Source organism: Pantoea sp. S62 (assembly GCF_016658625.1).
GTDB lineage: Bacteria > Pseudomonadota > Gammaproteobacteria > Enterobacterales > Enterobacteriaceae > Pantoea > Pantoea vagans.
Window position 1 is genome coordinate 419,218 of record NZ_JACVVI010000003.1, and the last position, 21,270, is coordinate 440,487.

Sequence of the window (21,270 nt, forward strand, 5' to 3'; positions counted from 1 at the left end):
AGTTGAGGTAATGCTATCTCAAAAAATCACTTCAAACACTGCTCTCTGACGTACTGTTGCAGCCCGGCTATTTGCTTTCCGGCAACTTCGATTCGCTCTCTGAGGGTGAAATAATCCCGTTGAGCGGCGTCAGTAAGTCGGGCGCTGGCTGCATCATCCATGCCGGAGGATGAGGTGGTGGATTGCTTCGCGCAGGTGGCGTTGAGCTGCAACCGGCGCTTGCCAGTAGCAACATCATCATGCAGCTGATCGATAGTGGCTTTAGCATCGGCTAATTCCTTTATGTATTTCTCATCGAGTGCGGCCACATCGCGCTGGCGTGTCTGCATATCGGTAATAGTGTCTTTTGCCAGCTTGAGATTGCTTGATGCAGTGTCACGCTGGGCTTTGTAGTCAATTGCATTGCCGCGGTAATAAAGCGCGAACGCTACTGAGGTAGCGAACAGCAGCAGAACCAACAAGATGAACGCGGCGAGCATTTTAGCCTTTGAGGTCATCGGCACTCTCCGCCAGGCACATGGTGCGCTCCATATCGCGACGATTCATTAATCCCCGCCACTTCTGACCGCCAGCGTAAATCCAGCGACGTAGCTCTTCGCATGCGCCATCAACGTCACCGGCATTCAGACGCTTAAGCAGTGTCGATTTCGAGAACGCGCTTGTGCCCACGTTATAGGTGAAGCTGTAAAGTGCGGCGCGCTGATATTCGCCAAGTGGTATTTTCACCATTCCGTCGACTGCTTTCTTAACTGGCTGCAGGTCATTCCACATCAGTCGATCACATTCGCGGTCGGTGTACTTCTTCCCCTTGATGATGTCGGTGCCGGTGTGGCCGTCGCAGACAGTCCAGACGCCCGCCACATCTTTGTAAGGCTCGTATACCCTGCCCTCTCCCCCATCCTTTCCGCCGAGGAATACCGTAGCGATAGCCATAGCTCCGCCACCCGCGACAGCGATTAGCTTATTGCGCAGGCTGTTTGACATAGCCATGGATTAATCCTCGTTGATGTCTGGAGCGGTAGGCCAGCGCTGAAGTGCTTTGATTTGTGCCAGGGTGGCCTTACGCTTGTAGTACCAGTTGATGCCGAGCGTGAAAAGCGCGACCAGAATACCGGCCAGCACGCCTACAGCACTCCATTCATCGGGACTCAGCCGGGTCAGCAGACCGTTAGCGATTGTCCCGGCAGATGCGCCGTAAGCTGCGCCTGATGCCAGTTTGCTCATATCGATACTCATATACACCTCGCTAGTCGCTTGGTGCCGCCTGTAGTCAGAAGAAAAGAGCGCACCTCCCCACACAGCAATGAGGATCATCAGATTTAATTTCGGGAGGGCGCTAAACGGAAAAAGGCTGCCAAATGGCAACCTTTCAAAAGTTGGAATGTTTAAATGCTAATGTTTTTCGATGCATGACCGTTTAATACGCATAATTCACATAGCGCTGAGGGATCATGAAAAAGCTATTAGGATTTATCATTCTCGGGATTTATATATTTTTTGTGAGCTTTTGCGGCACCTTTGCTGCGTCTGTTGCCACTGTTGCCACCAAACAGATGCTTGATGAATGCCGAATGCCTCAATTCAGCTCTGAACAGCTCGGAGCTATCGCTAAATCATCGGCAATATATGGGCTGTGCCTGGTCTGGGCCGTAGTTGTAGTCAGCATAGGAACAGTATTGCTGAAGAAATTTATCTGGCCGGCATTAAGATTTTTAGGTCTCAAGATAAGATACTTTTTCCATGGGTATTAATCTAAATGCTTACTGATTAGATTCCATGATTCTCTTGCAGAGTAGCTATGATAGCCACAAGGAGCTGCGGCAACATAGGATTTGTGCATAATTGCCGAAATTATCAAACACTGGACTTATTATCGAAGAAGTTAGAAACACCTACCTCACGGAAGGGATATTTTTCGCTCTATACCCTGTAGCGGATAACAAAAAATCCCCGTCGACTGGTGAGGTCGCGAGGCTATTTAACTATCACAAATCAATGGAACTGACTGGATTAAGTTATCGCGTTAAACAACAGCGCGCAACTTCAACTGTTGAGAATCATATCCCCAGCTTCCTGAAAAGTAAATAGCTCACGATAAAATAACAGGCGATTTTATGCCTGCACTTCCAGTTGCGCCTTAAAGGAAAACTAAATCATAAGAACTGATCATATATCAGTATTAATTTATAGGAACATTCTGATAGATTGTTGTGACCGTATTTTCACCAACCTCACATTTAAGATGCCATAAATTTATGAAAAAGATTGCCGCTCTTTTAATGCTCACCGCAGTATTTGCTTTCTCAAGCTCAGCTATGGCATGCCCTAAAGGCACGCATCCACACGGCGGAACCGGTTCTCACCATGCTGGCGGTACATGTTACTAACCCAGTAATTTAATAAAATGCAAAGGTGCATGCTTTGAAAAAAAACATTAGCAGTACTCTTCCTTGCTTTATCTCTGGGTTCAATTACACAAGCTTTTACTGGTAACTGCCAACATGCAAACGATACTGCAGCAGATGGCTCTCGTTGTGGCGGACGTTCATCAGATTCACGTCCCGGCGGGAATTGATTAGCAATAACCCACCTCACGGTGGGTTATTTTCAGCCTGTAACTTTATTCAGTGAGGAGTTAGCCCATGATTCCTCGACTTCCAGCTTGCCGATAAGCTGGTCATAGAATGGCTTTCCGCTCCTGTCCCACGTTGCCCGGCTGATAGCATCCGTAATTGCGCAAATACACCGGAATGCTTCTGCTGCAGGAATGCGCTCATATCCACGCCCACAGCACCGCTTACAGTCACCCATAACCGGCACACCCTGTTCCTCAGTCAGCTTGCGATCAACCGCTCGCCCTCGCCCGCTACAGTCCCGGCATGACGACGGCACCACGCCCTTCCCGTTACAGGCCTTGCAGAGAACGCGGACGACCTCCTTCAACCTGCGCGCTGTTCCACCTGACAGCGGGGACTTCATGCTGAACACGTCAGCATCAATGAACCCTTTCGCTTGGCAGCATTCGCAGGGTTTGATGCTGGCAGCGCTGCGGCAATAATCCATGTAGGCATAAGTTGCGAGAGTTTGCATCACGGCTGGCTTAACATCAGGGTCTAGCTTGCGTAAGGCGGCAACCTTATCGCAAGTACTCAAGGCATATTCAGTTAATAACGATACGGCGCGTCGGGCGTCGTTATCGCTCACGCCAACTTTTCCCATGAATGCAGCATAACCAAGCGGCGCTCGGCTCTGAGTCATTCCCATGGCAGCCATGTAGTCAGTGCCTGATAAGGCATCTGAAGCTGTTGCAGGCGGAATACCGGCAAAGCTCGCTGTCTTCGGGAAGTGGTACTTCACAGTTGCTTCAAGCCCCATGTTTAACTCCCACCATTTTCGCCATGTTATGAATGATCCGATAATCCACTGCAAAGCCACCTTTGCGTTTATAGATGCGGAGTTTCTGCCACTTCTCTCTGAGGTATTGGGTCATGCTACCTCCATTGAAAAATCAAATCCCATCTGGCCGCCGAAGGCTTCACAGCTTTCAGAGCAAGAACCGGTGTCGTACTGGCGCATAGATGTCATTCTTGAGGCGAGTTCGTCCCTTCCCGTATCGGAGAATAATGCGAGCACCTGTTCCAGGGAGTTATTGCTGCGGTACATAACCTTGTCAGTTTTTATGTCGAAGGCTTGAAGGGTATGGATGAAGTTAGCCGCAAGTTCTGGCTCATCCTTAGCTGCCAGCGCTACTTTTTGAATGCTCTTTTTGATGCAGAAAACGCAGTTGCCAAGATGTTCGTGAATCTCCAGATCGAAGGGCTGCCCCTGCCACCACTTGATTACATCCTGCTTTTCAAAATCACTAATCTCCGCCAGGTACCGGATGCCGGGCTTGGGAGTTATGCGTTTTGGCTCGTCAATTCTCATTCCCAGCCATGTTGTGTAATTTCCCCGACCGAATCTCTCATCGCAGTATTTGATGAATGGCACTGTCTTCATCCGATCCGTGCAGAACGCGCCGCCTACGTATGGGTAGCCCCGAAGTGATACTTGTCTTCTGAGGTGAGGATGGTGTGGCAGCGGCAGCAGCGTTCACGCATTCTTCAACCTCCCAAAGCCGAGTGTGACGTTAAAATGCTCTGCCGCTTCGAATACGAAACCATGTGCATTTCGACCCCACTGAAAACGTCTGAAATCTCGCTCTCGCTTTTTAGCTATAGCATCTGCCTGCTTACGGCTAACTTTGATGACATTGTAATCTGAGTCTGTACATGGCTGCCCATCAATACGTAATTGCTTGAGTTTCATCTTCAGCTCCACATTGGGTTTCGAAACTGCTTTGATGGCTTTGGCTCTTCCCGGAACTCTGGCAGCAGTGCGCTCACCAGCCACAGGCGTGGGTCTGCTGAGAGTGTCTTCTGAGTTTTGATATTGCGGGAGGCATAGCGGGAAAGGAGTTCAGCGGCGGTTTCGGTGTCTACAGGGTCATGAGTGAACCACGTTTTCATGGCGCCCCCTTACTGTTGAGAGCAGGCTATCCAGCATCGCCATGTTGTAGCTCCGGCCAAAGCCAACGCTCACCGTTCCCATGCGGTACTGGTAGTCGTGGTCAGTGCTGCCGAACTGCTGACGCTTAATCTTGTTGCTTTCGGTCATTTCGTGCAGAGCGACGGCAACGTTATTGCGCTTAGCTGAGGCTATTGCGCAGGCGCGGTCAGTGATTTCTTTTGAGGTGTGCCATTCGCCGTCAGAAAGCACGTCCAGAATTGCAGTGGTTAATTTACTCATCTTGTTTGTCCTTAAGTTTCTGGTACTCGGAGTCAGCGGGGATAGTCAGCGCCAGGCCAAACTGCGCGCACCATCGCTCAACCTGATTCAGGAAGAAATGCATCTCGCCTGTATCAAGATTGGAAGTGTGCCGGGGTTCCCATGTGCTGACCTTCTGGCCTGTAACAAAGTCGGTGTATTCGACCTGCTCACAGCCCAGATAGGTTTTCTTGAGATTCCGCTTTACCCATTCTGCCGTGGCGTCAGTGCGCCCGGACTTAATCAGGTATTCGCTGATCTCGCCGTACCACATATGGGAGAGGGAGTTCTGATTGAGGCTTCGCTTTTCTTTCCACGGCTTGAGGATTAGCCGGTAACAGTCGCCGGACTCGAGTAGGGATTGAACCTGTTGCCCGATGGCGCTGAAGTTTGACTTATGAAGTCTGATGCCCTCTTTTGGTATCTCCATAGCATTACTGGTATGATCGGCAGCTGCCTAACTTAAAGTTACGAAAGACATTAAAGCGTTGCGCTATACAACCAATAACATTATAAAAAATCATTTTAAAATACATTTCAGGAGCTCCAATGTCAGTATCAAAAGATTTTCTGATGTCAGTTTATGAAAGATGTAATGAACACATAAAAGAGCAGTCTTCTAAAAGAGATCAAACCATCGCTTTCTATCTTGTTATCTTGTCGTTTTACATTGGTTCATATACATCATTCAGCAAAATGATATCTAGTCAATATTCAGCAATATTTTTAAATTTAGTCATATGTATGATTGGAGGAATGACAATAAGAACCCTCTCTGGATTGCGCTCTTGGCAAATGCAATACACCGACTCAGCTCTAGCACTTAACAAAATACTTGCAAGGGATAAGCTTGATTTTGGTGATGTTAATCAAAGCATCAAAGATTTCTTTCAGAAACAGAACCAAAAATATAGCAAAATGGATTTTAAGGGGATGTTAAAAGGCATTGAAAATAGAGTCATATTTTGTATGACTCTAATCTCAGGATTCCCGACTGCTATACTTGTCAAAGAGATTTTTTCACTACTCAAGGTTAACAATGAATTTTTGACCGCTTCCGTCAAGGTATTGGTCTATTGTACGTATGTCTTATACTATCTCTATAATACACGCAAGATTATACGCCGCTCTGCTAACCAACCAACTTGGATTGTCAATTTTGAATAAGGTTATTTTCGAAAACAATATGCTATCAGTTTCAGTTGATAAACTGAAGTACCTTAAGCTGCATCAAAAAAATGGTGGTGTTGTAATAATCCCCTCCTTCAAAAATAAATATGCAATCATTCAACACTCTAGAAGTGGTGAGGTTTTATATGAATTTCCCCGCGGATTTCTTGAGTTTGGTGAAACCCATTTAACTGGCGGCGAAAGAGAACTAAAAGAGGAACTGAATTTAGAATCTTCTAACAGTTGTTTACTTGGACAGCTATTGACCGACTCAGGATTAATCTCAGATAACATCCAAGCAATCCTTTGTGAAATAGATGATATAAGCCACCTATCCCTACAAATAAATGAAGGGATCGTGGGCTGTAAATTCCACTCACGCGAAGAGATCTTTAATATGATAAAACAAGATTTAATAAAAGATAACTTCACTCTATCATCCTTTCTGTTATTGATTGCTAAAACCTCAGATTGAAATTGCTTGTGGAGATTGTTTGAAAAGATCCCTGCTCTTTGTAAGTTGAATTATTATAGAGAAGGCATGAGTGGATATTACACTTCCCTGATAATTACTAATGCTGCGTTCCGATTTTATGATCCAACTGCTGCTCGGACTCAGCATCGACAATCAGGTCGTGTGCTTCACGTGCCAGCATGTCGATAGCATTAAGGTGCGCGCGGAATTGCTCAGGTTTCAGGTCGCGCTTCTTAGCCAGGTTGATGATCGCCAGCTGCAGATTGCGCGCCTGAAGCATCAGCGGCTGAGTGAGTACCAGTTGAGTTACCTGTGTCATGCTGCGCTCTCCCTGCCCTCAAGCCAGAAGAAAAACGCCCGGTCTACCACGGCATCCTGATAGCCAAGATGTGATCGGGTCAGGTTGTGTTTATCACCATGAACGCTGCGGTACAGGCTCTCAAAGCGGGTGCGGTTCATCTCAGTCATGACGGCCACCTTTAAGACCAAAGCGGCGGCGAATGTCGGCGAGGTGGTCCAGTGCCTTTTCGTTACCGGTCGGAATGTGAAGTTGAGGAATCTGTTTGCGCGGCGGCGGTATCACTTCGCCAGCTTCAATGCGGCGGGACATCTTGCGCAGCTCATCGCCCAGCCGTTTGCGGCATTCAGAATCCGTCAGGTTGAATGAGCGCATCTGGTTATAGACCGCTGTCACCATGTGGAAACAGGCCGGGCTTTCCCAGGGGAACTCTTCGCTGCTGTCGTACATGCCACGGTCCCGGCAATACAGGCGAAACATGTCGTACAGTTCTTCGTCGGCAGGCAGGCCAGCGGCGCGATGTTCGCCCTGATTGCACCACTCGATAAACTGGCCGGGCGATGGCAGGAACGGCGAACCACTGGCGCGGGCCAGCTTCATGCCAGCCGATAGCTGCTGTTTGTTATGAATGCCGTTCTCAGCAAACGCGGCGATCCACTGGCGCTTAGCTGCTGCTTCGTCGTTCGGGTTGCGCCAGGCGGTGCTGACTGATTCCGGGAACACCTGCTTCAGGTTCGAAAACAGAGCGTCTACCAGGCGTTCAACGTCTTCATGCACTCAACGCTCAACCGGGGGCGGCCCATCTCCTGCAATGCGAGTCAGTGCGCCTGCATCGCGGTTCTGAATTGCTGATACGAGATTTATCATAGGAAATCATTCTCCCAGGCTTCGCGGCTGTTCCAGTGCTGAGCGGGTTGCTGCGGCACTGACTGCCGGTTACGCCCTGGCTGGCTCATCTGCGCCCGGAGTGTGTCCCACTTGGCGCGGAGTTTTGCAGGGCTGAGGATATTGGTCTGCCAGAAGTGATCGGCGTTAACCGCATCAGCCTGATCGAGAAGTACGATGGCAGCGTAGCTAACCCGGCGATCCGTCGCTGCGAGCTGATGACCCGCATTCGCGGTTTTGAAAACATCTGTAACGAGATGGGTTTTATCGGCGAGTTCTATACGCTGACCGCCCCTGCGCGGTATCACGCCACTATCAAAACCGGGCATCGTAACCGCAAATGGAACGGTGCCAGCCCGGCCGATACGCAGCATTATCTCTGCAGCGTCTGGCAGAAAATCCGCGCCAAACTGCACCGCGAAGAAATCCGCATCTTCGGGATCCGCGTTGCTGAGCCTCATCATGATGCAACCCTGCACTGGCACATGCTCATGTTTATGCGCCCGGAGCAGGCTGAGCGCGTGCGCGAGATTATGCGCGACTACGCCTTGCAGGAAGACGGCAGCGAACTGACAACCGACAAAGCCCGTAAGGCCCGCTTTCACGCCGAGGCTATCGACCCGGAGAAAGGCAGCGCGACGGGTTACGTTGCTAAATACATTTCCAAGAATATCGATGGCTACGCGCTGGACGGCGAGACGGACGACGAAAGCGGCAAAGACCTTAAAGAAACCGCCTCGGCCGTTTCTGCCTGGGCGGCACGCTGGCATATCCGTCAATTCCAGTTCGTAGGCGGCGCGCCGGTCACGGTTTACCGCGAACTGCGCCGCATGGCTGACAGCGAAACCGCACACGGACTTAGCGTCGAGTTTGCGGCGGCGCATGATGCAGCCGACGCAGGCGACTGGGCCGGATACGTTAACGCGCAGGGTGGCCCATTCGTGCGCCGTGACGAGCTGGCCGTGCGCACATGGTATCAGGCAAGCGAAGACGTGAATGAGTACGGCGAGGAAACCGTGCGCATCAAGGGTGTTTACGCAACTGAAGTTGGCGACGATACGCCAATTTTAACCCGGCTGATGCAATGGAAGATTGTCCCGAAACGTGCCGTTGATTTGGGTTTTGAATTTAAGGACGCGCCCGCGTCCTCTCGGAGTTCTGTCAATAACTGTACGGGGCCAACAGGATCTGAAGCAGCTATCGATTTTACAAAGCCCCCTACTCGCGCCGAGCGAAGAAGGATTATTAAGCAATTAAGAGAAAAGCCAGCGCAGGAGCAACCTGAGCCGGACAAATATCACACTGAACTAAGTCATTGCACAGAACGGGAAACGTTGAAAAAGAGTTTCTTCGAGATCTCCAGGCTAACACTGTCCGACGGTGAAGCTGTCCGCATGATGAAAGGCCATACAATTAGGGTTGGGGAGCTTTTTTACTGGAGCGGTACAAACGGCTACCTCTTTCATAGACGGCGCAAAAATCCCACTTCATTAAAGCGCTTCATAGCGCTCGCGAGGAAAAGAGGCATACAACTGCCTGATTAATAAAACGGCGGTCGGACTAATCTGAGCCGCACGATTCTTTACGATTTGAAGTCACCATGATACTGTTTATACATACAGTATATTTTGACTAGAAGGAGTTAATCATTTGATGAACATAGATAATCTAAGTGAAACGGTTGCACGCATTCAGTTCATTGCTGACGTATCGCTGATTGCACATTGCAAAGAAGATGAATTAAAAATGGCACTATCGATGATTAGCGACATGGCAGGGACAATCGACACAGCTATTTTCGAAGCCGCTATATACTGTCAGGCAGAATGATTAAGACCTCCTTCCCTACCCTATAATAGCCACCTTTAAGGTGGCTTTTTGCTTCTGCATCAAAGTGCATATGCTTGCATGAATCCGCATGATCCAGATTGGATCGCTAAACATGTGTGAGCCCAGTACTGGCGCGTATAGAGGAGGTACATGCACTTGCATAAAAATCGATGCATAAAGCGGGCAGGCGTGGCGGGGATAGCATTGCGCGCGAACACTTAAACATGTGTGCATTGGTGAGCAAGAGCACTGAAGCTTTAAAGAAATTTACGAATAGTCCGATATTCATTGTAAAATCCAACCTTAACGCAAGCGTAACGGAGAGATGCAAGTGGATAGATGCGGGAACTATTTGATAGAAGATTTCCATAGGCTCGGTAGAGGTGCCTTTGGGGAGGTTTTTGAAGTAAAGGTTTACAACCTTACAAAAACATATAGTACTGTATATGCGAGGAAGTATTTTTCACCTTCGCCGGAATACGGCACTGAGATAAAAGAGCTAACGGATATAAGACACAGGTTTTTGGTTGAAATTAAAACACAATGCTTTTTAAATAAATTTAGTTACGATACTATAGCTCCGATTGTTTTATTTAATACTAATGGTGAGAAGCCTTACTTCGTCATGGAAAAGGCTGAATCTAATTTAGGTGAGGCGATTGAGTCTGGTATGAGCGATTCAGAAAGAAAACAGGCCATATTGCAAATCATTACCGGTGTTGGGGTTATACATAGTAATGAATATATTCATAGGGATTTAAAGCCAGCTAATATATTAAAATACATAAACCGCAACGAAGAAAAGACTGTAAGCTATAAAATAACTGATTTTGGACTAGTGAAAGACTTTAATGATGTCCGTGCTGAGCTGAAAACAAAGTTTCAGCCAAACTATTTAGGTACTGACGGATATCGCGCTCCAGAAATAAAAGAGAGCGGGCTTTTCTCACCTCAATCAGATATTTTCGCCATAGGAAAAATTATAAGCGACATTTATAACAAAGGAAGAAACTCCTCGTTAAAAAAGGTTATATCTAAGTGCTGCAATCAATGGCCCGAAGATAGGTACCAAAACACAAACGATTTACTTTCAGACTTTCTAAAAGCCATTGAGGAGTGAAAATGAAAAAAATCTTAGATATGGCTTGCTTTAGCGGAAAAGATCTAAATAAAGATAATAATGAAGATCTTTATCTGCCGCCTACTTACGATAAAAAATTCAACATCGTTTTCGCTGTTGCTGATGGTGTTGGAGCCAGTAATGATGCTAAACAAGCATCTAAAATTGCAATTGAAGCAGTACGCGAGACACTTGATCTGAATGAATTTAATATAGATAGTGCTTTTGAAAAAGCAAAAAAGGGGATAGATGAACTTAAAATCGACACAGCTACAACCTTAACGGTTGTTCATGTTACTCAGGAAGAAATGCTAATAGGCCATCTTGGTGATTGCAGACTTTACTACAGAAATAATAACAAATTGAAGCAAATTACAAAAGACCAAACAAGGTACCAAGAACTGCTCGATTCCGGTGAGCACAAAATGAAAAATTTAAGAAATCACAAAGAAAGACTTTCGACTATTCTAACCTCAGCGTTATCAAAAAAGGTAGAGCCTAAGTTTGAAAAATTGTGCATATCTTTAAAAGATGTTGAAGAAGATGGAGTTGTTTCATTATTCTTAATGTCAGATGGTGCCTATAATCATTGGCATGCTCGCCCATCTTTTTCTGAAAATACCATGAAATCCTCATCTGCTTTTTGCTCTAGCTTAAAGAAAAGAATAGAGAAGAACATATTAGATGACTATACGTTGATAGCATTAAACTTATCATAAAATCTTGGGCGGCTGCTTTTCATTCCGAAGTTCGCCGCCCATGAATATAGAATTGATTATTTATATATCGAGCTTATAGTTTGAAAATTTAATAACCGCATCACCTATCCAATTGTTGATCTCTTTCATTCGCTCTTGTAAGGGTGTCAGTTCGTTACGCACAAATACCTGAGACGCCTTCACCGCGTCACCGAATCCGCCGGAGTTGTCCGGTATAATCCCCATCATCTGTGGCGGCACGCGATGTGCGCTTAACAGGTCGTCGCGGCTGGCTTTCTTGATATTAAAGAAATCATCTTTCGTCGCCACCTCGCTTAGCGGCAGAATTTTAATCCCGTCCGGCTTTCCGTTCGGTGCGTACATAAACAGGTTGCGGAAGTTACCCAGGCCTTTCGTGTCGCGCATCGCCTGACGCATCCGGTCAACGTCGCTACTGCTCTGTGCCGCGTCGGTCATATACAGGATGTAACCGGCGTGCGCACCGTTCTGGTAATACTTGCGGCGGAACAGCGTCGCCGCCTCATTCAGCCAGGCGGAGTTAAGCGCGCTGAGGTATTCCGGCAGGCCGTAAAGCTCCTGATTGATATCCGGCTCCAGCAGGTGAAACACGCTGCCGGCTGAAAATTCATGCGGCTCCTTCCAGTCATTTACAAACCAGTAAACGCCGTCCTTGACGCCCCTGCGGGTGAATTTGGCCGGGGTGGTTTCAAGGCGCAGCGGCTTACCCAGGCCATTGCGGCGCAGCTCGGCAAAGGCATTGCCGAAGACCAGGTAATCCAGCGCAAACTTGCTGAACTCCTGCTGACTCATCATCGGGTGCGGAATGAAGGTTGAGGCCAGAATGTTGCGCTTTACGTAAATCGGCGAGCTGTGATGAACGGCCGAGCGCAGGCTTTTCGCCAGCCCGCTAAAGCTGACAGGCGGCTCAAACCAGCGCCCGTTACCGATGCACTCGGCGTAATCCAGAATGTCGCGCTTATCCATGACCGGCGACGGATCGCCAAAGGTAAACGCCTCGGCGTGCTGCTGCGGTGCGGTTGCCTGTACAGGCTGCGCGGTGGCGGACTGAGCCTTGCGGCCTCTGCGTTTGATCATCAGTAAAATTCCAGAATTGAGGGATTAGCGCCGCCGCTGGCTGCGGTAAGCGGTTCGTTTAACAGTGCGTGCATGATGGCCCAGGCGACGTCAGCATGGCTGGCCTCTTCGCTGCGGCTCGCCTCATAGGTTGAGCGGTTGCCGCTGGCCGTCATGGTTTTGCGGATAGCCATAAACGACTGCGTGATATCCGTCGCCCCGGCGTCATACTCAAGCCGACCGCTGCTGATGGTGTCTTTCGCCTTCAGTACCATTGCGGTTTTCACTTCCGGTGAATATTTAATTTCCCGCGCGGCCGGGTAAAACTGGCGTACCAGCTGGAAAACACCCTGGCCGATGCCGGTTGCATCCACGCCGATATATTCCACGGTGTATTTTTTCGTTAAGTCCTCGATAGATTTCGCCTGCGCGGCAAAGTCCATGCCCCGCCACTGGTGACGCTCCAGCACGCGGAACTTTCCGCCCGCAACGAGCGGCGGCGCGATAACCGCACAGCCTGCGCTGTCGCCGGTATGCGACGGGTCATAACCGATCCAGACCGGCCGGTATGCAAACGGGCGCGGCAGGTACGGGTTAAAGTCTTCCCACTCTTCCAGGCTGTCGATCATGCAGCTCTGCAGCTCGGCGAACGGGAATACGCTCGCGGCGTCATCGACAAACTCACACATCAGCAGGTTCTGATATTCCGCCGGGCTGTATTCAAGCTGCAGCTGGTCAATGTCGAACAGGTTGCAGCCGCCGGTCAGCGCATCCTCAACCGTGACAATCTGCCGCCACTGCCCGTCACCGCACAGCGCGCCTTTCGCCAAGTGTGAATGGGACAGGTCTATCTCGATGCGATCATCTTTGCTGCGCCGCCCCTTGTTAAACAGCTCGCCTGACCAGAACGGATAGGCGCTGTGGGACAGGGCCGACGGCGTGGAAAAATACGTCGTGCGCCATTTTTTGTGCAGCGACATGCCGCTGGCAACTTTGCGCAGCTCCTGAAATTTCGGGATCCAGAAATATTCGTCCAGATAGAGGTTGCCGGTGTAGCTCTGCGCGGTACGCACGTTGGTGCCGAGGAATATCAGGCGCGCCCCGTTCGGCAGCACGATGGGATCGCCTTTCAGGTCAACATCAGCCTCGCGCGCAAAGTCGATGATGTAGTTTTTAAAGACGTGCGCCTGCGCTTTGCTGGCCGAAAGAAAAATCTGGTTGCGGCCGGTGGTCAGCGCATCGATCAGCGCCTCGCGGGCAAAATAGAACGTGGCCCCAATCTGGCGCGACTTCAGGATATTGCGGATGCGGTGAGTCAGCCCGGCTTTATGCCAATTGAGCTGATACTCAAAGCAGTTATCCATAAACACGCCGGTCAGCTTGTCTGTCTGTTCCTCGCTGAACTCATTCTTAACGACCGGCTGGCGCTCGCCTTTGTTGCGGTTGCGCACGTTGGGGTTTAAGTCGGCCTCGTTGCCGCTGCTGCGGTAGCGCTCAACGCGGGCAAGGCGCTCAATCTGACGGCCGAGCGCGTCTATCTCTTTGTAATCACCATTCCCCTTTACCTCTTTCATGATGAGCTGAATAAGCCGGGCTTCCATGCTGGATTCAACGCGACTGATGGGCGCAACGTCGTCCCACGCGTCGCGCAGCTTCCAGCTCTGCACGGTTGGCGTTTTCTGTCCGAGCGTCTCCGCAATCTGGCGCACGGAATAACCCTGCCAGTAAAGCAGCGCGGCCTGACGGCGCGGATCGCTGATGATGGTTGTCGGTGTCGTTTTCATACCGGCAAGGCTACCGGTGCCGAAAATGGCGCGCCTGCTGTCCCTGTTTGCTGATGCATCAGCGGGCTGGCATTCGTTGAGGGATTGTGTGGCGACGGGGAAACTGGCCCCGAACCGACCCAACACCTGACCGGAGCCTGATTAATGGCAGCAATCAAAGCAAAGCGTTTTCGTATCGCAGTTGAAGGCGCAACCACTGACGGCCGTGTCATTTCCCGTGACTGGATTTCGCAGATGGCGAAAAACTACAGCCCGGAAATGTATGGCGCACGCATCAACATGGAACACATCCGGGGCTATGCCGCTGACAGCACATTCCGCCGCTTTGGTGACGTGACCGCCGTCGAGGCTGAAGAAATCGGCGACGGCCCGCTCAAGGGCAAGCTGGCCCTTTATGGGCATATCGATCCGACGCCTGAGCTGGTCGAGCTGACCAAAGCGCGCCAGAAAATCTACACCTCCATTGAAGTTAACCCTGAGTTCGCCGACACGGGCGAGGCGTATCTGGTCGGGCTGGCCGTCACCGACGACCCGGCAAGCCTCGGCACGGAGATTCTGAGCTTCAGCGCCACAGCCAGAGTTAACCCGCTGGCGTCCCGCAAGCTGGACAAAGGCAACCTCTTTACCGCCGCTGAAGAAACCGTGATCGAGTTTGAGGAAGTGGCGGAGCCGTCACCGTCCCTGCTGGCGCGCATCTCGGCGATGTTCTCTGCCAAAAAGAAAACCGATGGCGAGCAGTTCGCCGACGTCAGCGCGGCGGTAACGGCCGTCGCTGAGCAGGTGCAGCTGAATGCGGAGAGCCAGACGCAGGAGCTGTCAGCGCTGGAGCAATCCGTCAGCGCACGTCTTGAGGCTATCGAGCAGCAGGCCGGGGAAGACCGCGCCGCTTTCGCTGCGCTGCAGGGCCAGCTTTCGCAGACCGACGGCAGCTTTACCCGCCGCCCGGCGGCAACTGGCAGCGATCCGAAGTCCGGCGCGCAGACCGACTGCTAATCAGGCGTGGCCTGAACGTTAAAACCCAACACAGAGATAAACAGGAACGCCAATGCGCAAGAATACCCGCTTTAAGTTTAACCAGTTCATGACCCGACTCGCCGAGCTGAACGGCGTTGAAACCGACGACATGAACAAAAAATTTACCGTTGAGCCGTCGGTCACGCAGACCCTGATGAGCCGCGTGCAGGAGTCTTCCGACTTCCTGACCCGCATCAACATCGTGCCAGTGTCCGAAATGAAGGGCGAGAAAATCGGGATCGGCGTTTCCGGCTCGATTGCCAGCGTGACCGACACGGCAGGCGGCGACGAGCGCGAAACCGCTGATTTTGCCGCGCTGGATAAGCAGGGTTACGAATGTGTGCAGGTCAACTACGACTTTCATATCCGCTATAACACGCTCGACCTGTGGGCGCGTTATGAAGATTTTCAGGCCCGTCTGCGTGATGCCATCGTGAAGCGCCAGGCGCTTGACCGCATCATGATCGGCTTCAACGGCGTGACCCGTGCCAAAACCTCAAACCGCGCCAAGAACCCGATGCTGCAGGACGTGGCCGTCGGCTGGCTGCAGAAGTACCGCAATGATGCACCGGCGCGCGTGATGAGCAAAATCACCGACGAAAACGGCACCGTCGTCTCTGAAAAAATCCGCGTCGGTAAAAACGGTGATTACGCCAACCTTGATGCGCTGGTGATGGATGCCACCAACACCCTGATCGAACCGTGGTATCAGGAGGACCCGGAGCTGGTTGTTATCGTGGGCCGTCAGCTGCTGGCTGATAAATACTTCCCGATCGTCAACCAGTCGCAGGCCAACACCGAGCAGCTGGCCGCTGACGTGATTATCAGTCAGAAACGCATCGGCGGTCTGCCAGCGGTGCGCGTGCCGTACTTCCCGGCCGACGCGATGTTTATCACCCGCACCGATAACCTGTCGATTTACTGGCAGGAAGGCACGCACCGCCGCCTGATTGACGAAGTGCCGAAGCGCGACCGCATCGAAAACTATGAGTCCATCAATGAGGACTATGTGATCGAGGATTACGCGGCCGGTTGCCTGGTTGAAAACATCGAGGTCGGTGAGTTCGCTGCACCTGCTGCCACAACGCAGGAAGCAGCGGCAGAAAGCGGCGGCGCTGCTGGCACCGAAAAAACGGAGGCGTAACGCATGTTAAGCCCTGCCCGACGTCACCGCATGCGCCAGCAGGCTATCGAAGCCTCGCAGGACGCCGACAACCCGCTGCGTCACGCCAGCGGCTATGAGCAGATGCTCATCAAGCTGAACGACGACAAGCGCCGCCTGAAAAAAGTGCACTCCAACGAGCGCAAGGCGGAACTGAAGCGTCAGCTGCTGCCTGAGTACCTGCCGTGGGTGTCAGGCGTGCTGGAGAAAGGCAAAGGCGCACAGGATGCCGTGCTGATGACCGTCATGATCTGGCGGCTCGATGCGGGCGACGTGTCCGGCGCGCTGGAGATTGCCCGGTACGCGCTGGCGCATGGCCTTGTCTCGCCTGACGGCTTTAAGCGCGCCAGCCTGCCTTACCTGCTGGCCGAGGAAGTCGCCAGCGCGGTAACGCGCGCCTGGACGGCAAAAGCGCCGGTCGATATTGACCCGCTGCTGGCAACCATTGCGATGACGGAATCCGAAGACATGCCCGATCAGGTGCGCGCCAAGCTGCACAAGATTACCGGCTATGTACTTCGCGATGCGGGCAGGGCTTCGGAGGCGATGACCCACCTTGCAAGGGCGCATCAGCTGCACGACGGCTGCGGCGTCAAAAAAGACATTGAGCGGCTGGGCACGGCGATGAAAAAAGAAGCTATCGCCCGCCGCTGACCGAACGCGACCCCGCGCACGGGCGGCAGGACGGCAACGCACTTTCAGTGTCTGCGCCGTCCTCCACCGCCCACCTATTTCTAAGGCCGACTATGAATAACACGGTTGTTATCCCCGCCCCGCGACCGGCAGATGCTGCCGAGCCGCCGGTAAAGAATACGTTTTTCTGGCCTGACGTTGACCTGCAGCAGCTGCGCGATTCACTGCGCTATGAGGGAACGGTCACGGCGCAGCGCCTGCGCCTTGCCGTGAAGACGGCAATTTCTGAAGTGAACGCCGAGCTGTACGACTGGCGCGCCGCGCAGGTTGCGGCGGGCTTTAAGGCGCTGGCCGACGTGCCTGCTGAGTCGCTGGACGGCGAGAGCGAAAAGATTGCGGCCTACCTTGCCGCCGTCGGCGCGCTGACCGCCGCCACCATCGTTGAACGCTATCGCGGCTATGACGTCAGCGGCACAAAAAAGGCGGGCGAAATCGAGGCCAGCGCCGACGAGTACTGGCGCGACGCGCGATTCAGTATCAGCCGCATCGCCGGTAAGCCTGGCTGCATTGTGGATCTGCTCTGATGAACGTTTACGCGCAGCAGGGCGATACCGTTGATGAAATCTGTCAGCGCTATTACGGGCGAACCGGCGAGGCTGTTGAGCTGGTTTATGCGGCCAATCCGGGCCTCGCCGAAAGCGGGCCGGTGCTGCCGCACGGCTGTGAGGTAACGCTGCCTGAGCTGCCTGAATCTTCAGCAGGTGAAACCGTCAACCTGTGGGACTAAAAATGGAAAAAATCAGCTCTGTGATCAACTACCTGATTGGCCTCATCCTGATGTGGTTCGGCCGTCATACGCCGCAGGATATCGCCTTTATGGTCGGTTCCGGCGTGGCCGTTATCACGCTTATCACTAACGTGGCGACGTTCTTTATCAACTGGCATTACCGCCGCAAAACCTACGAGCTGCAGCGCCTGCGGGGGGTGAGCCTTGAGCCAGACCGTTAAACGCTGCGCCGTGGTGGCCGTGCTGGCGATTGCCGCGCTGCTGCCACAGTTTAAAACCCTGAAAACCTCCGAGGCCGGGCTTGCGCTCATCGCTAACGCAGAGGGGTGCCGCACCTCGCCCTATCAGTGCAGCGCCGGAGTCTGGACGAACGGCATTGGTCACACCGAGGGCGTGACACCGCAAAGCCTGGTCAGCGAGCGGCAGGCAGCGGTCAATCTGGTGTATGACGTGATGCGCGTCGAGCGCGGGATCGATGCCTGTATGTCGGCAGAGATGCCACAGCCTGTCTATGACACGGCCGTGTCATTCGCTTTTAACGTCGGCGTGCGCGCGGCCTGCAGCTCGACCTTTGCCCGTTATATCAGGCTGCAGCATTGGCTCGATGCCTGTAACGAGCTGCGGCGCTGGATATTTGTTAAGGGCGTGAAAAATCGCGGGCTGGAGAGCCGACGCGCGGCCGAGACAGCCTACTGCCTGCGGGGTGCGAAATGACGCGCCTGATAGCTCTGCTTCTGGCCGTCGCCCTGCTGGCGCTGGGCGTGACCGGCTGGCAATTGAAGGTCGCGAAGGACGACCTGACCAGCGCACAGCGCATTATCGGCACGCTGTCGGCCGGTATCGAGAGCCGGGATAAAGCGATAGCCCGGCTGGACGCCGATGCAAAGGCCAGCCAGAAGCGCGAGGCCGAGCTGCGGCTGATGCAGGGGCGTGCCAGCACAGCCGCGCTTAACCGTGAAATGACGATACAGAGAGAAACCGATGCAAATCCGATACTGCGTGACTGGTCTGCTGCTGCTTTGCCTGACGATGTTATCCGGCTGCACGCCCGTCCAGCCTTCGCCAGCGCCAGAGATTATCTGGATTGGGTGTCCGCGCGTGACAAGCTGCCCGGTTCCGGGAAACAGCCTTAAAACGGCGGGCGATCTGGCGGCGGATAATCGCCAGTTAGAGGCTGCGCTCGCCGCCTGCGGGCTGCAGGTCGAAATCATCAAAGACTGCCAGGAACAACACGATGCTGAAACCCCAACAATTGCGGCAGGCGCTGACAGACAGCGTGCCGGAGCTGCAGCGAAACCCTGACGCGCTGAACGTGTTTATCGACAGCGGGCGCATCGTCTCGACGCTTGCCAGCTCGCTGTCGTTTGAATACCAGTACCGGCTCAACATGGTTATCACCGACTACGCCGGTAACATCGACTTGCTGATAGTGCCGCTGCTGGCATGGCAGCGTACAAATGAACCCGACATTATGGCAACCGAGGAAAAGCGCCGGACGGGCTTTACCTTCCAGGCGGATGTTATCAGCGACACGGCCAGCGATATCAGCATTGAGCTGCAGCTGAGCGAGCGCGTGATCGTGAAGCGAGCCGACGACGGGCTGCACGTGACTCACGTCGGCGAGAACCCGCTGCCGGAGAATGACGCGCGGCCGGTGCAGCTTTACGTTAAGGGCGAGCTGGTCAGCGAGTTGCAGACATGAGCGAGCTGCAGCTGATAAATGACCGGCTGGAGGCGCTTATCAGCAGCCTGTCAGCCCCGGCGCGTAAGGAGATGGCGCGCAGCATTGGCCGCAAGCTGCGCGCGAGTCAGCAGCAAAACATCAAGCGCCAGCAGGCACCTGACGGCACGCCGTTTAAAGCCCGTAAAACGCAGCCGGTGCGCAGCAAAAAGGGCCGCATAAAGCGCGAGATGTTCGCAAAAATTCGAACCGCTAAATACATGAAGACGCAGGCCAGCTCGAATGAGGCCAAGATCGAGTTTGCGGGTAACGTGCAGCGCATGGCCCGCGTGCATCATTATGGGCTGCGTGACCGGCCATCGCGTAAAGGTAAAGAAGTGCAGTATGAGGCGCGGCCTCTGATAGGTTTTTCAAATCAAGACTATATTATGATCGAAAAGATGATATACAATCACCTTTTGTGAAAAATTAGGATAATCGTTAGTGGATGCTAAAGAAGGCATATTAAACTTTGGATTTTGGAACTGTGCTATATCACCTCCAGGTCAAAGTGAAGATCCTGAAATCACGATGATATCTGAAGCTTTTGATTTAATTAAAGGGCTTTTTTTAGCGCATAATCTTGCGTTCTTGATTATATGCGAAATAAATGAGGGCTCTTTTGTCTTATTAAAAGAGATGCTGGATAAAGATGGTTTTGAAAGTATGCTGGCTAATGACAAAACTCCTACGGGGAGTCGTTTAGATTTAGCTTGCATATATGTGCCCACATTAGTTTCTATAGTCAAACAGGAAAGCCATTTTGGCAATGTTGGTACATCAAGTATAAAAATATCTCAGCAATTTGAATTGCAAACTCCATATAGCAAAGAAACTATACTTCTTTTCGCCTCACATTGGCCAAGTCGACTTCAGTATGTTGCAGATGATTTCAAAAATCACTGCTCCATAGGTTTAAAGTATAAGATCGAGCGGCTTCAAGAAATAAATAAGCAATTCATAATAATGGGCGACTTTAACGATGATCCATATTCTCACGCTCTGTTCAAAAATTTGATGGCAACAAACGATAGAGCTCTGGTAATTTCTAAGACATCGTGTTGGCTTTATAATCCGTTTTGGAAATCATTATCTGCGCGAACGTTCTTTAACAAAGATTCTAATACTCATGACTTTGGAACTTGCTATACTCGCACTAATAACATGAATAAGTGGTCCACTTTCGATCAGATTATATTTTCCGGGAACTTTTTGAAAAACGGCAAATGGTTTATCAATGAAGAAAAGTGTACAGTGATTTCTGACGAAGTACTTGTGAACTTGATAATGGATGATGAAAATAAGTTTGACCACTTACCCATTATTGGCTCAATAATTCATAGTTGAGGTTAAAATGTCCAGATTTTCGGAATCAGTTAAGAGTGGGTTGCTTAAAGCAACTGAAACGGCTAGAAACATAGAACAAATTGATTCTATTTTTCAAGATTTAGCTGTGCAAGTAGAAAATACCTCTAAGGGTGTCGTAACCTTTAAGAGAGTAAGTTCAGATCCTTTGGTTACTTGGTCAAAATTGGTAAAGCCTGAGCTTAATCAAAAAAACTCTGGGCGGCTTGCTTTGAAAAATATTAAGGGTGCTTTGGATATTGTTGCATATTGGGAACAAGCTGCAGATGGTTATCCATTCATAATTAAATATGATGGGCAGCGTCACGATTGTTGGGATGATGAGTCTTTGGTCAATATTTTATCAACGATTGTTTCATCAGGAGCGTTTTGGATAAGAGTCCAAAAGCTGATTTAATAAGACTATAACTTCGTCTGCTGGTCTATCA

General features: G+C 51.3%; 35 protein-coding genes and 1 pseudogene. 21 read left to right on the top strand and 15 right to left on the bottom strand.

What is annotated here, in order from left to right; all coding sequences use genetic code 11:
• Window positions 1-26 precede the first annotated feature (26 nt).
• Genes IBT54_RS07105 through IBT54_RS07115 form a run of 3 tightly spaced genes read right to left on the bottom strand, consistent with a single transcriptional unit; the run spans window position 27 to window position 1,236 of the window.
• Entirely contained in the window at window positions 27-497 is a 471-nt protein-coding gene (locus tag IBT54_RS07105) for a lysis protein (protein ID WP_201251887.1), read from the bottom strand.
• Window positions 481-984 carry a lysozyme gene (locus IBT54_RS07110; RefSeq protein WP_201251950.1) on the bottom strand — a complete coding sequence of 168 codons (504 nt, stop codon included), beginning with the start codon at window positions 982-984 and terminating at the stop codon, window positions 481-483. The genes IBT54_RS07105 and IBT54_RS07110 overlap by 17 nt, the downstream gene beginning before the upstream one ends.
• A 9-nt stretch (window positions 985-993) precedes the next feature.
• On the bottom strand, window positions 994-1,236 hold the full coding sequence (locus tag IBT54_RS07115; RefSeq protein WP_033772838.1) for a phage holin: 243 nt from the start codon (window positions 1,234-1,236) through the stop codon (window positions 994-996).
• Between the two features lie 215 nt (window positions 1,237-1,451).
• Here IBT54_RS07115 and IBT54_RS07120 point away from each other — a divergent pair, with 215 nt between their 5' ends.
• Both IBT54_RS07120 and IBT54_RS25445 read left to right on the top strand, forming a co-directional pair.
• The gene (locus IBT54_RS07120; RefSeq protein WP_201251888.1) at window positions 1,452-1,751 is read left to right on the top strand and encodes a hypothetical protein; all 300 of its coding nucleotides are present in this window, start codon (window positions 1,452-1,454) and stop codon (window positions 1,749-1,751) included.
• 710 nt (window positions 1,752-2,461) lie between these two features.
• Window positions 2,462-2,575 carry a transmembrane anchored protein gene (locus IBT54_RS25445; protein WP_370585066.1) on the top strand — a complete coding sequence of 38 codons (114 nt, stop codon included), beginning with the start codon at window positions 2,462-2,464 and terminating at the stop codon, window positions 2,573-2,575.
• A 32-nt stretch (window positions 2,576-2,607) separates the two neighbouring features.
• On the opposite strand, the gene IBT54_RS07125 is transcribed toward IBT54_RS25445, so the two are convergent.
• The 7 genes from IBT54_RS07125 to IBT54_RS07155 form a co-directional block, all read right to left on the bottom strand.
• On the bottom strand, window positions 2,608-3,375 hold the full coding sequence (locus tag IBT54_RS07125; RefSeq protein ID WP_201251889.1) for an antitermination protein: 768 nt from the start codon (window positions 3,373-3,375) through the stop codon (window positions 2,608-2,610).
• Window positions 3,365-3,490, bottom strand: a complete 126-nt coding sequence (locus IBT54_RS07130) for a YlcG family protein (protein ID WP_201251890.1) — start codon at window positions 3,488-3,490, stop codon at window positions 3,365-3,367. The genes IBT54_RS07125 and IBT54_RS07130 overlap by 11 nt, the downstream gene beginning before the upstream one ends.
• A complete protein-coding gene (locus IBT54_RS07135; protein WP_201251891.1) occupies window positions 3,487-3,927 on the bottom strand; it encodes a hypothetical protein in 441 nt (146 codons plus the stop codon). The genes IBT54_RS07130 and IBT54_RS07135 overlap by 4 nt, the downstream gene beginning before the upstream one ends.
• Before the next feature lie 165 nt (window positions 3,928-4,092).
• Complete coding sequence (locus tag IBT54_RS07140; RefSeq protein ID WP_201251892.1) at window positions 4,093-4,308, bottom strand: hypothetical protein; 216 nt, start codon at window positions 4,306-4,308, stop codon at window positions 4,093-4,095.
• A 2-nt stretch (window positions 4,309-4,310) separates the two neighbouring features.
• Window positions 4,311-4,508, bottom strand: coding sequence for a hypothetical protein (locus IBT54_RS07145; RefSeq protein ID WP_201251893.1), 198 nt, complete (start codon window positions 4,506-4,508; stop codon window positions 4,311-4,313).
• Window positions 4,486-4,788 carry a hypothetical protein gene (locus tag IBT54_RS07150; RefSeq protein ID WP_201251894.1) on the bottom strand — a complete coding sequence of 101 codons (303 nt, stop codon included), beginning with the start codon at window positions 4,786-4,788 and terminating at the stop codon, window positions 4,486-4,488. Before IBT54_RS07150 ends, IBT54_RS07145 begins: the two co-directional genes overlap by 23 nt.
• Entirely contained in the window at window positions 4,781-5,236 is a 456-nt protein-coding gene (locus tag IBT54_RS07155; RefSeq protein WP_201251895.1) for a YbcN family protein, read from the bottom strand. The genes IBT54_RS07150 and IBT54_RS07155 overlap by 8 nt, the downstream gene beginning before the upstream one ends.
• A gap of 119 nt (window positions 5,237-5,355) precedes the next feature.
• Between IBT54_RS07155 and IBT54_RS07160 the strand changes: the two genes are divergently transcribed.
• Both IBT54_RS07160 and IBT54_RS07165 read left to right on the top strand, forming a co-directional pair.
• Window positions 5,356-5,973, top strand: a complete 618-nt coding sequence (locus tag IBT54_RS07160; protein WP_201251896.1) for a hypothetical protein — start codon at window positions 5,356-5,358, stop codon at window positions 5,971-5,973.
• Window positions 5,966-6,451: an NUDIX hydrolase gene (locus IBT54_RS07165; RefSeq protein WP_201251897.1), complete on the top strand. Its 486-nt coding sequence runs from the start codon at window positions 5,966-5,968 to the stop codon at window positions 6,449-6,451. The genes IBT54_RS07160 and IBT54_RS07165 overlap by 8 nt, the downstream gene beginning before the upstream one ends.
• Before the next feature lie 97 nt (window positions 6,452-6,548).
• On the opposite strand, the gene IBT54_RS07170 is transcribed toward IBT54_RS07165, so the two are convergent.
• Genes IBT54_RS07170 through IBT54_RS07180 form a run of 3 tightly spaced genes read right to left on the bottom strand, consistent with a single transcriptional unit; the run spans window position 6,549 to window position 7,526 of the window.
• Complete coding sequence (locus tag IBT54_RS07170) at window positions 6,549-6,770, bottom strand: hypothetical protein (RefSeq protein WP_201251898.1); 222 nt, start codon at window positions 6,768-6,770, stop codon at window positions 6,549-6,551.
• Window positions 6,767-6,919 carry a hypothetical protein gene (locus IBT54_RS07175; RefSeq protein WP_201251899.1) on the bottom strand — a complete coding sequence of 51 codons (153 nt, stop codon included), beginning with the start codon at window positions 6,917-6,919 and terminating at the stop codon, window positions 6,767-6,769. Before IBT54_RS07175 ends, IBT54_RS07170 begins: the two co-directional genes overlap by 4 nt.
• Window positions 6,912-7,526, bottom strand: a complete 615-nt coding sequence (locus IBT54_RS07180) for a replication protein P (protein WP_370585063.1) — start codon at window positions 7,524-7,526, stop codon at window positions 6,912-6,914. Before IBT54_RS07180 ends, IBT54_RS07175 begins: the two co-directional genes overlap by 8 nt.
• Window positions 7,527-7,783: 257 nt before the next feature.
• Here IBT54_RS07180 and IBT54_RS07185 point away from each other — a divergent pair.
• The 4 genes and pseudogenes from IBT54_RS07185 to IBT54_RS07200 all read left to right on the top strand — a co-directional run.
• A pseudogene (locus IBT54_RS07185) lies at window positions 7,784-9,178 on the top strand (replication endonuclease); the annotation flags it as partial.
• 106 nt (window positions 9,179-9,284) lie between these two features.
• Complete coding sequence (locus IBT54_RS07190; RefSeq protein ID WP_236263067.1) at window positions 9,285-9,464, top strand: hypothetical protein; 180 nt, start codon at window positions 9,285-9,287, stop codon at window positions 9,462-9,464.
• Between the two features lie 325 nt (window positions 9,465-9,789).
• A complete protein-coding gene (locus IBT54_RS07195; RefSeq protein ID WP_236263036.1) occupies window positions 9,790-10,584 on the top strand; it encodes a protein kinase in 795 nt (264 codons plus the stop codon).
• A gap of 2 nt (window positions 10,585-10,586) precedes the next feature.
• On the top strand, window positions 10,587-11,303 hold the full coding sequence (locus tag IBT54_RS07200) for a PP2C family serine/threonine-protein phosphatase (protein WP_201251900.1): 717 nt from the start codon (window positions 10,587-10,589) through the stop codon (window positions 11,301-11,303).
• A gap of 60 nt (window positions 11,304-11,363) precedes the next feature.
• Here IBT54_RS07200 and IBT54_RS07205 read toward each other — a convergent pair whose 3' ends face one another.
• Together IBT54_RS07205 and IBT54_RS07210 are read right to left on the bottom strand one after the other, a co-directional pair.
• A complete protein-coding gene (locus IBT54_RS07205) occupies window positions 11,364-12,398 on the bottom strand; it encodes a phage portal protein (RefSeq protein WP_201251901.1) in 1,035 nt (344 codons plus the stop codon).
• Window positions 12,398-14,161: a terminase ATPase subunit family protein gene (locus IBT54_RS07210; protein ID WP_201251902.1), complete on the bottom strand. Its 1,764-nt coding sequence runs from the start codon at window positions 14,159-14,161 to the stop codon at window positions 12,398-12,400. Before IBT54_RS07210 ends, IBT54_RS07205 begins: the two co-directional genes overlap by 1 nt.
• A gap of 144 nt (window positions 14,162-14,305) precedes the next feature.
• Here IBT54_RS07210 and IBT54_RS07215 point away from each other — a divergent pair, with 144 nt between their 5' ends.
• From IBT54_RS07215 to IBT54_RS07270, 13 genes are all read left to right on the top strand, one after another.
• Window positions 14,306-15,154, top strand: coding sequence for a GPO family capsid scaffolding protein (locus tag IBT54_RS07215; RefSeq protein WP_201251903.1), 849 nt, complete (start codon window positions 14,306-14,308; stop codon window positions 15,152-15,154).
• Between the two features lie 52 nt (window positions 15,155-15,206).
• A complete protein-coding gene (locus tag IBT54_RS07220; RefSeq protein ID WP_201251904.1) occupies window positions 15,207-16,319 on the top strand; it encodes a phage major capsid protein, P2 family in 1,113 nt (370 codons plus the stop codon).
• Between the two features lie 3 nt (window positions 16,320-16,322).
• Window positions 16,323-16,991 (top strand): terminase endonuclease subunit, encoded by a 669-nt coding sequence (locus IBT54_RS07225; RefSeq protein WP_201251905.1) that lies wholly within the window; start codon window positions 16,323-16,325, stop codon window positions 16,989-16,991.
• A 92-nt stretch (window positions 16,992-17,083) separates the two neighbouring features.
• Entirely contained in the window at window positions 17,084-17,554 is a 471-nt protein-coding gene (locus IBT54_RS07230) for a head completion/stabilization protein (RefSeq protein WP_201251906.1), read from the top strand.
• Complete coding sequence (locus IBT54_RS07235) at window positions 17,554-17,757, top strand: tail protein X (RefSeq protein WP_191917149.1); 204 nt, start codon at window positions 17,554-17,556, stop codon at window positions 17,755-17,757. The genes IBT54_RS07230 and IBT54_RS07235 overlap by 1 nt, the downstream gene beginning before the upstream one ends.
• Window positions 17,758-17,759: 2 nt before the next feature.
• Window positions 17,760-17,978, top strand: a complete 219-nt coding sequence (locus IBT54_RS07240; protein WP_010255079.1) for an HP1 family phage holin — start codon at window positions 17,760-17,762, stop codon at window positions 17,976-17,978.
• A complete protein-coding gene (locus IBT54_RS07245) occupies window positions 17,962-18,471 on the top strand; it encodes a lysozyme (protein ID WP_201251907.1) in 510 nt (169 codons plus the stop codon). The genes IBT54_RS07240 and IBT54_RS07245 overlap by 17 nt, the downstream gene beginning before the upstream one ends.
• Window positions 18,468-18,890: an Rz-like lysis system protein LysB gene (gene lysB / locus IBT54_RS07250; protein ID WP_201251908.1), complete on the top strand. Its 423-nt coding sequence runs from the start codon at window positions 18,468-18,470 to the stop codon at window positions 18,888-18,890. Before IBT54_RS07245 ends, lysB begins: the two co-directional genes overlap by 4 nt.
• Complete coding sequence (gene lysC, locus IBT54_RS25160) at window positions 18,787-19,059, top strand: Rz1-like lysis system protein LysC (RefSeq protein ID WP_236263037.1); 273 nt, start codon at window positions 18,787-18,789, stop codon at window positions 19,057-19,059. The genes lysB and lysC overlap by 104 nt, the downstream gene beginning before the upstream one ends.
• Window positions 18,992-19,459, top strand: coding sequence for a phage tail protein (locus tag IBT54_RS07255; RefSeq protein WP_201251909.1), 468 nt, complete (start codon window positions 18,992-18,994; stop codon window positions 19,457-19,459). The genes lysC and IBT54_RS07255 overlap by 68 nt, the downstream gene beginning before the upstream one ends.
• Window positions 19,456-19,902, top strand: a complete 447-nt coding sequence (locus IBT54_RS07260) for a phage virion morphogenesis protein (RefSeq protein ID WP_201251910.1) — start codon at window positions 19,456-19,458, stop codon at window positions 19,900-19,902. Before IBT54_RS07255 ends, IBT54_RS07260 begins: the two co-directional genes overlap by 4 nt.
• 19 nt (window positions 19,903-19,921) lie before the next feature.
• On the top strand, window positions 19,922-20,824 hold the full coding sequence (locus IBT54_RS07265; RefSeq protein ID WP_201251911.1) for a hypothetical protein: 903 nt from the start codon (window positions 19,922-19,924) through the stop codon (window positions 20,822-20,824).
• A gap of 7 nt (window positions 20,825-20,831) precedes the next feature.
• The gene (locus IBT54_RS07270; protein ID WP_201251912.1) at window positions 20,832-21,239 is read left to right on the top strand and encodes a hypothetical protein; all 408 of its coding nucleotides are present in this window, start codon (window positions 20,832-20,834) and stop codon (window positions 21,237-21,239) included.
• Window positions 21,240-21,270: the final 31 nt, after the last annotated feature.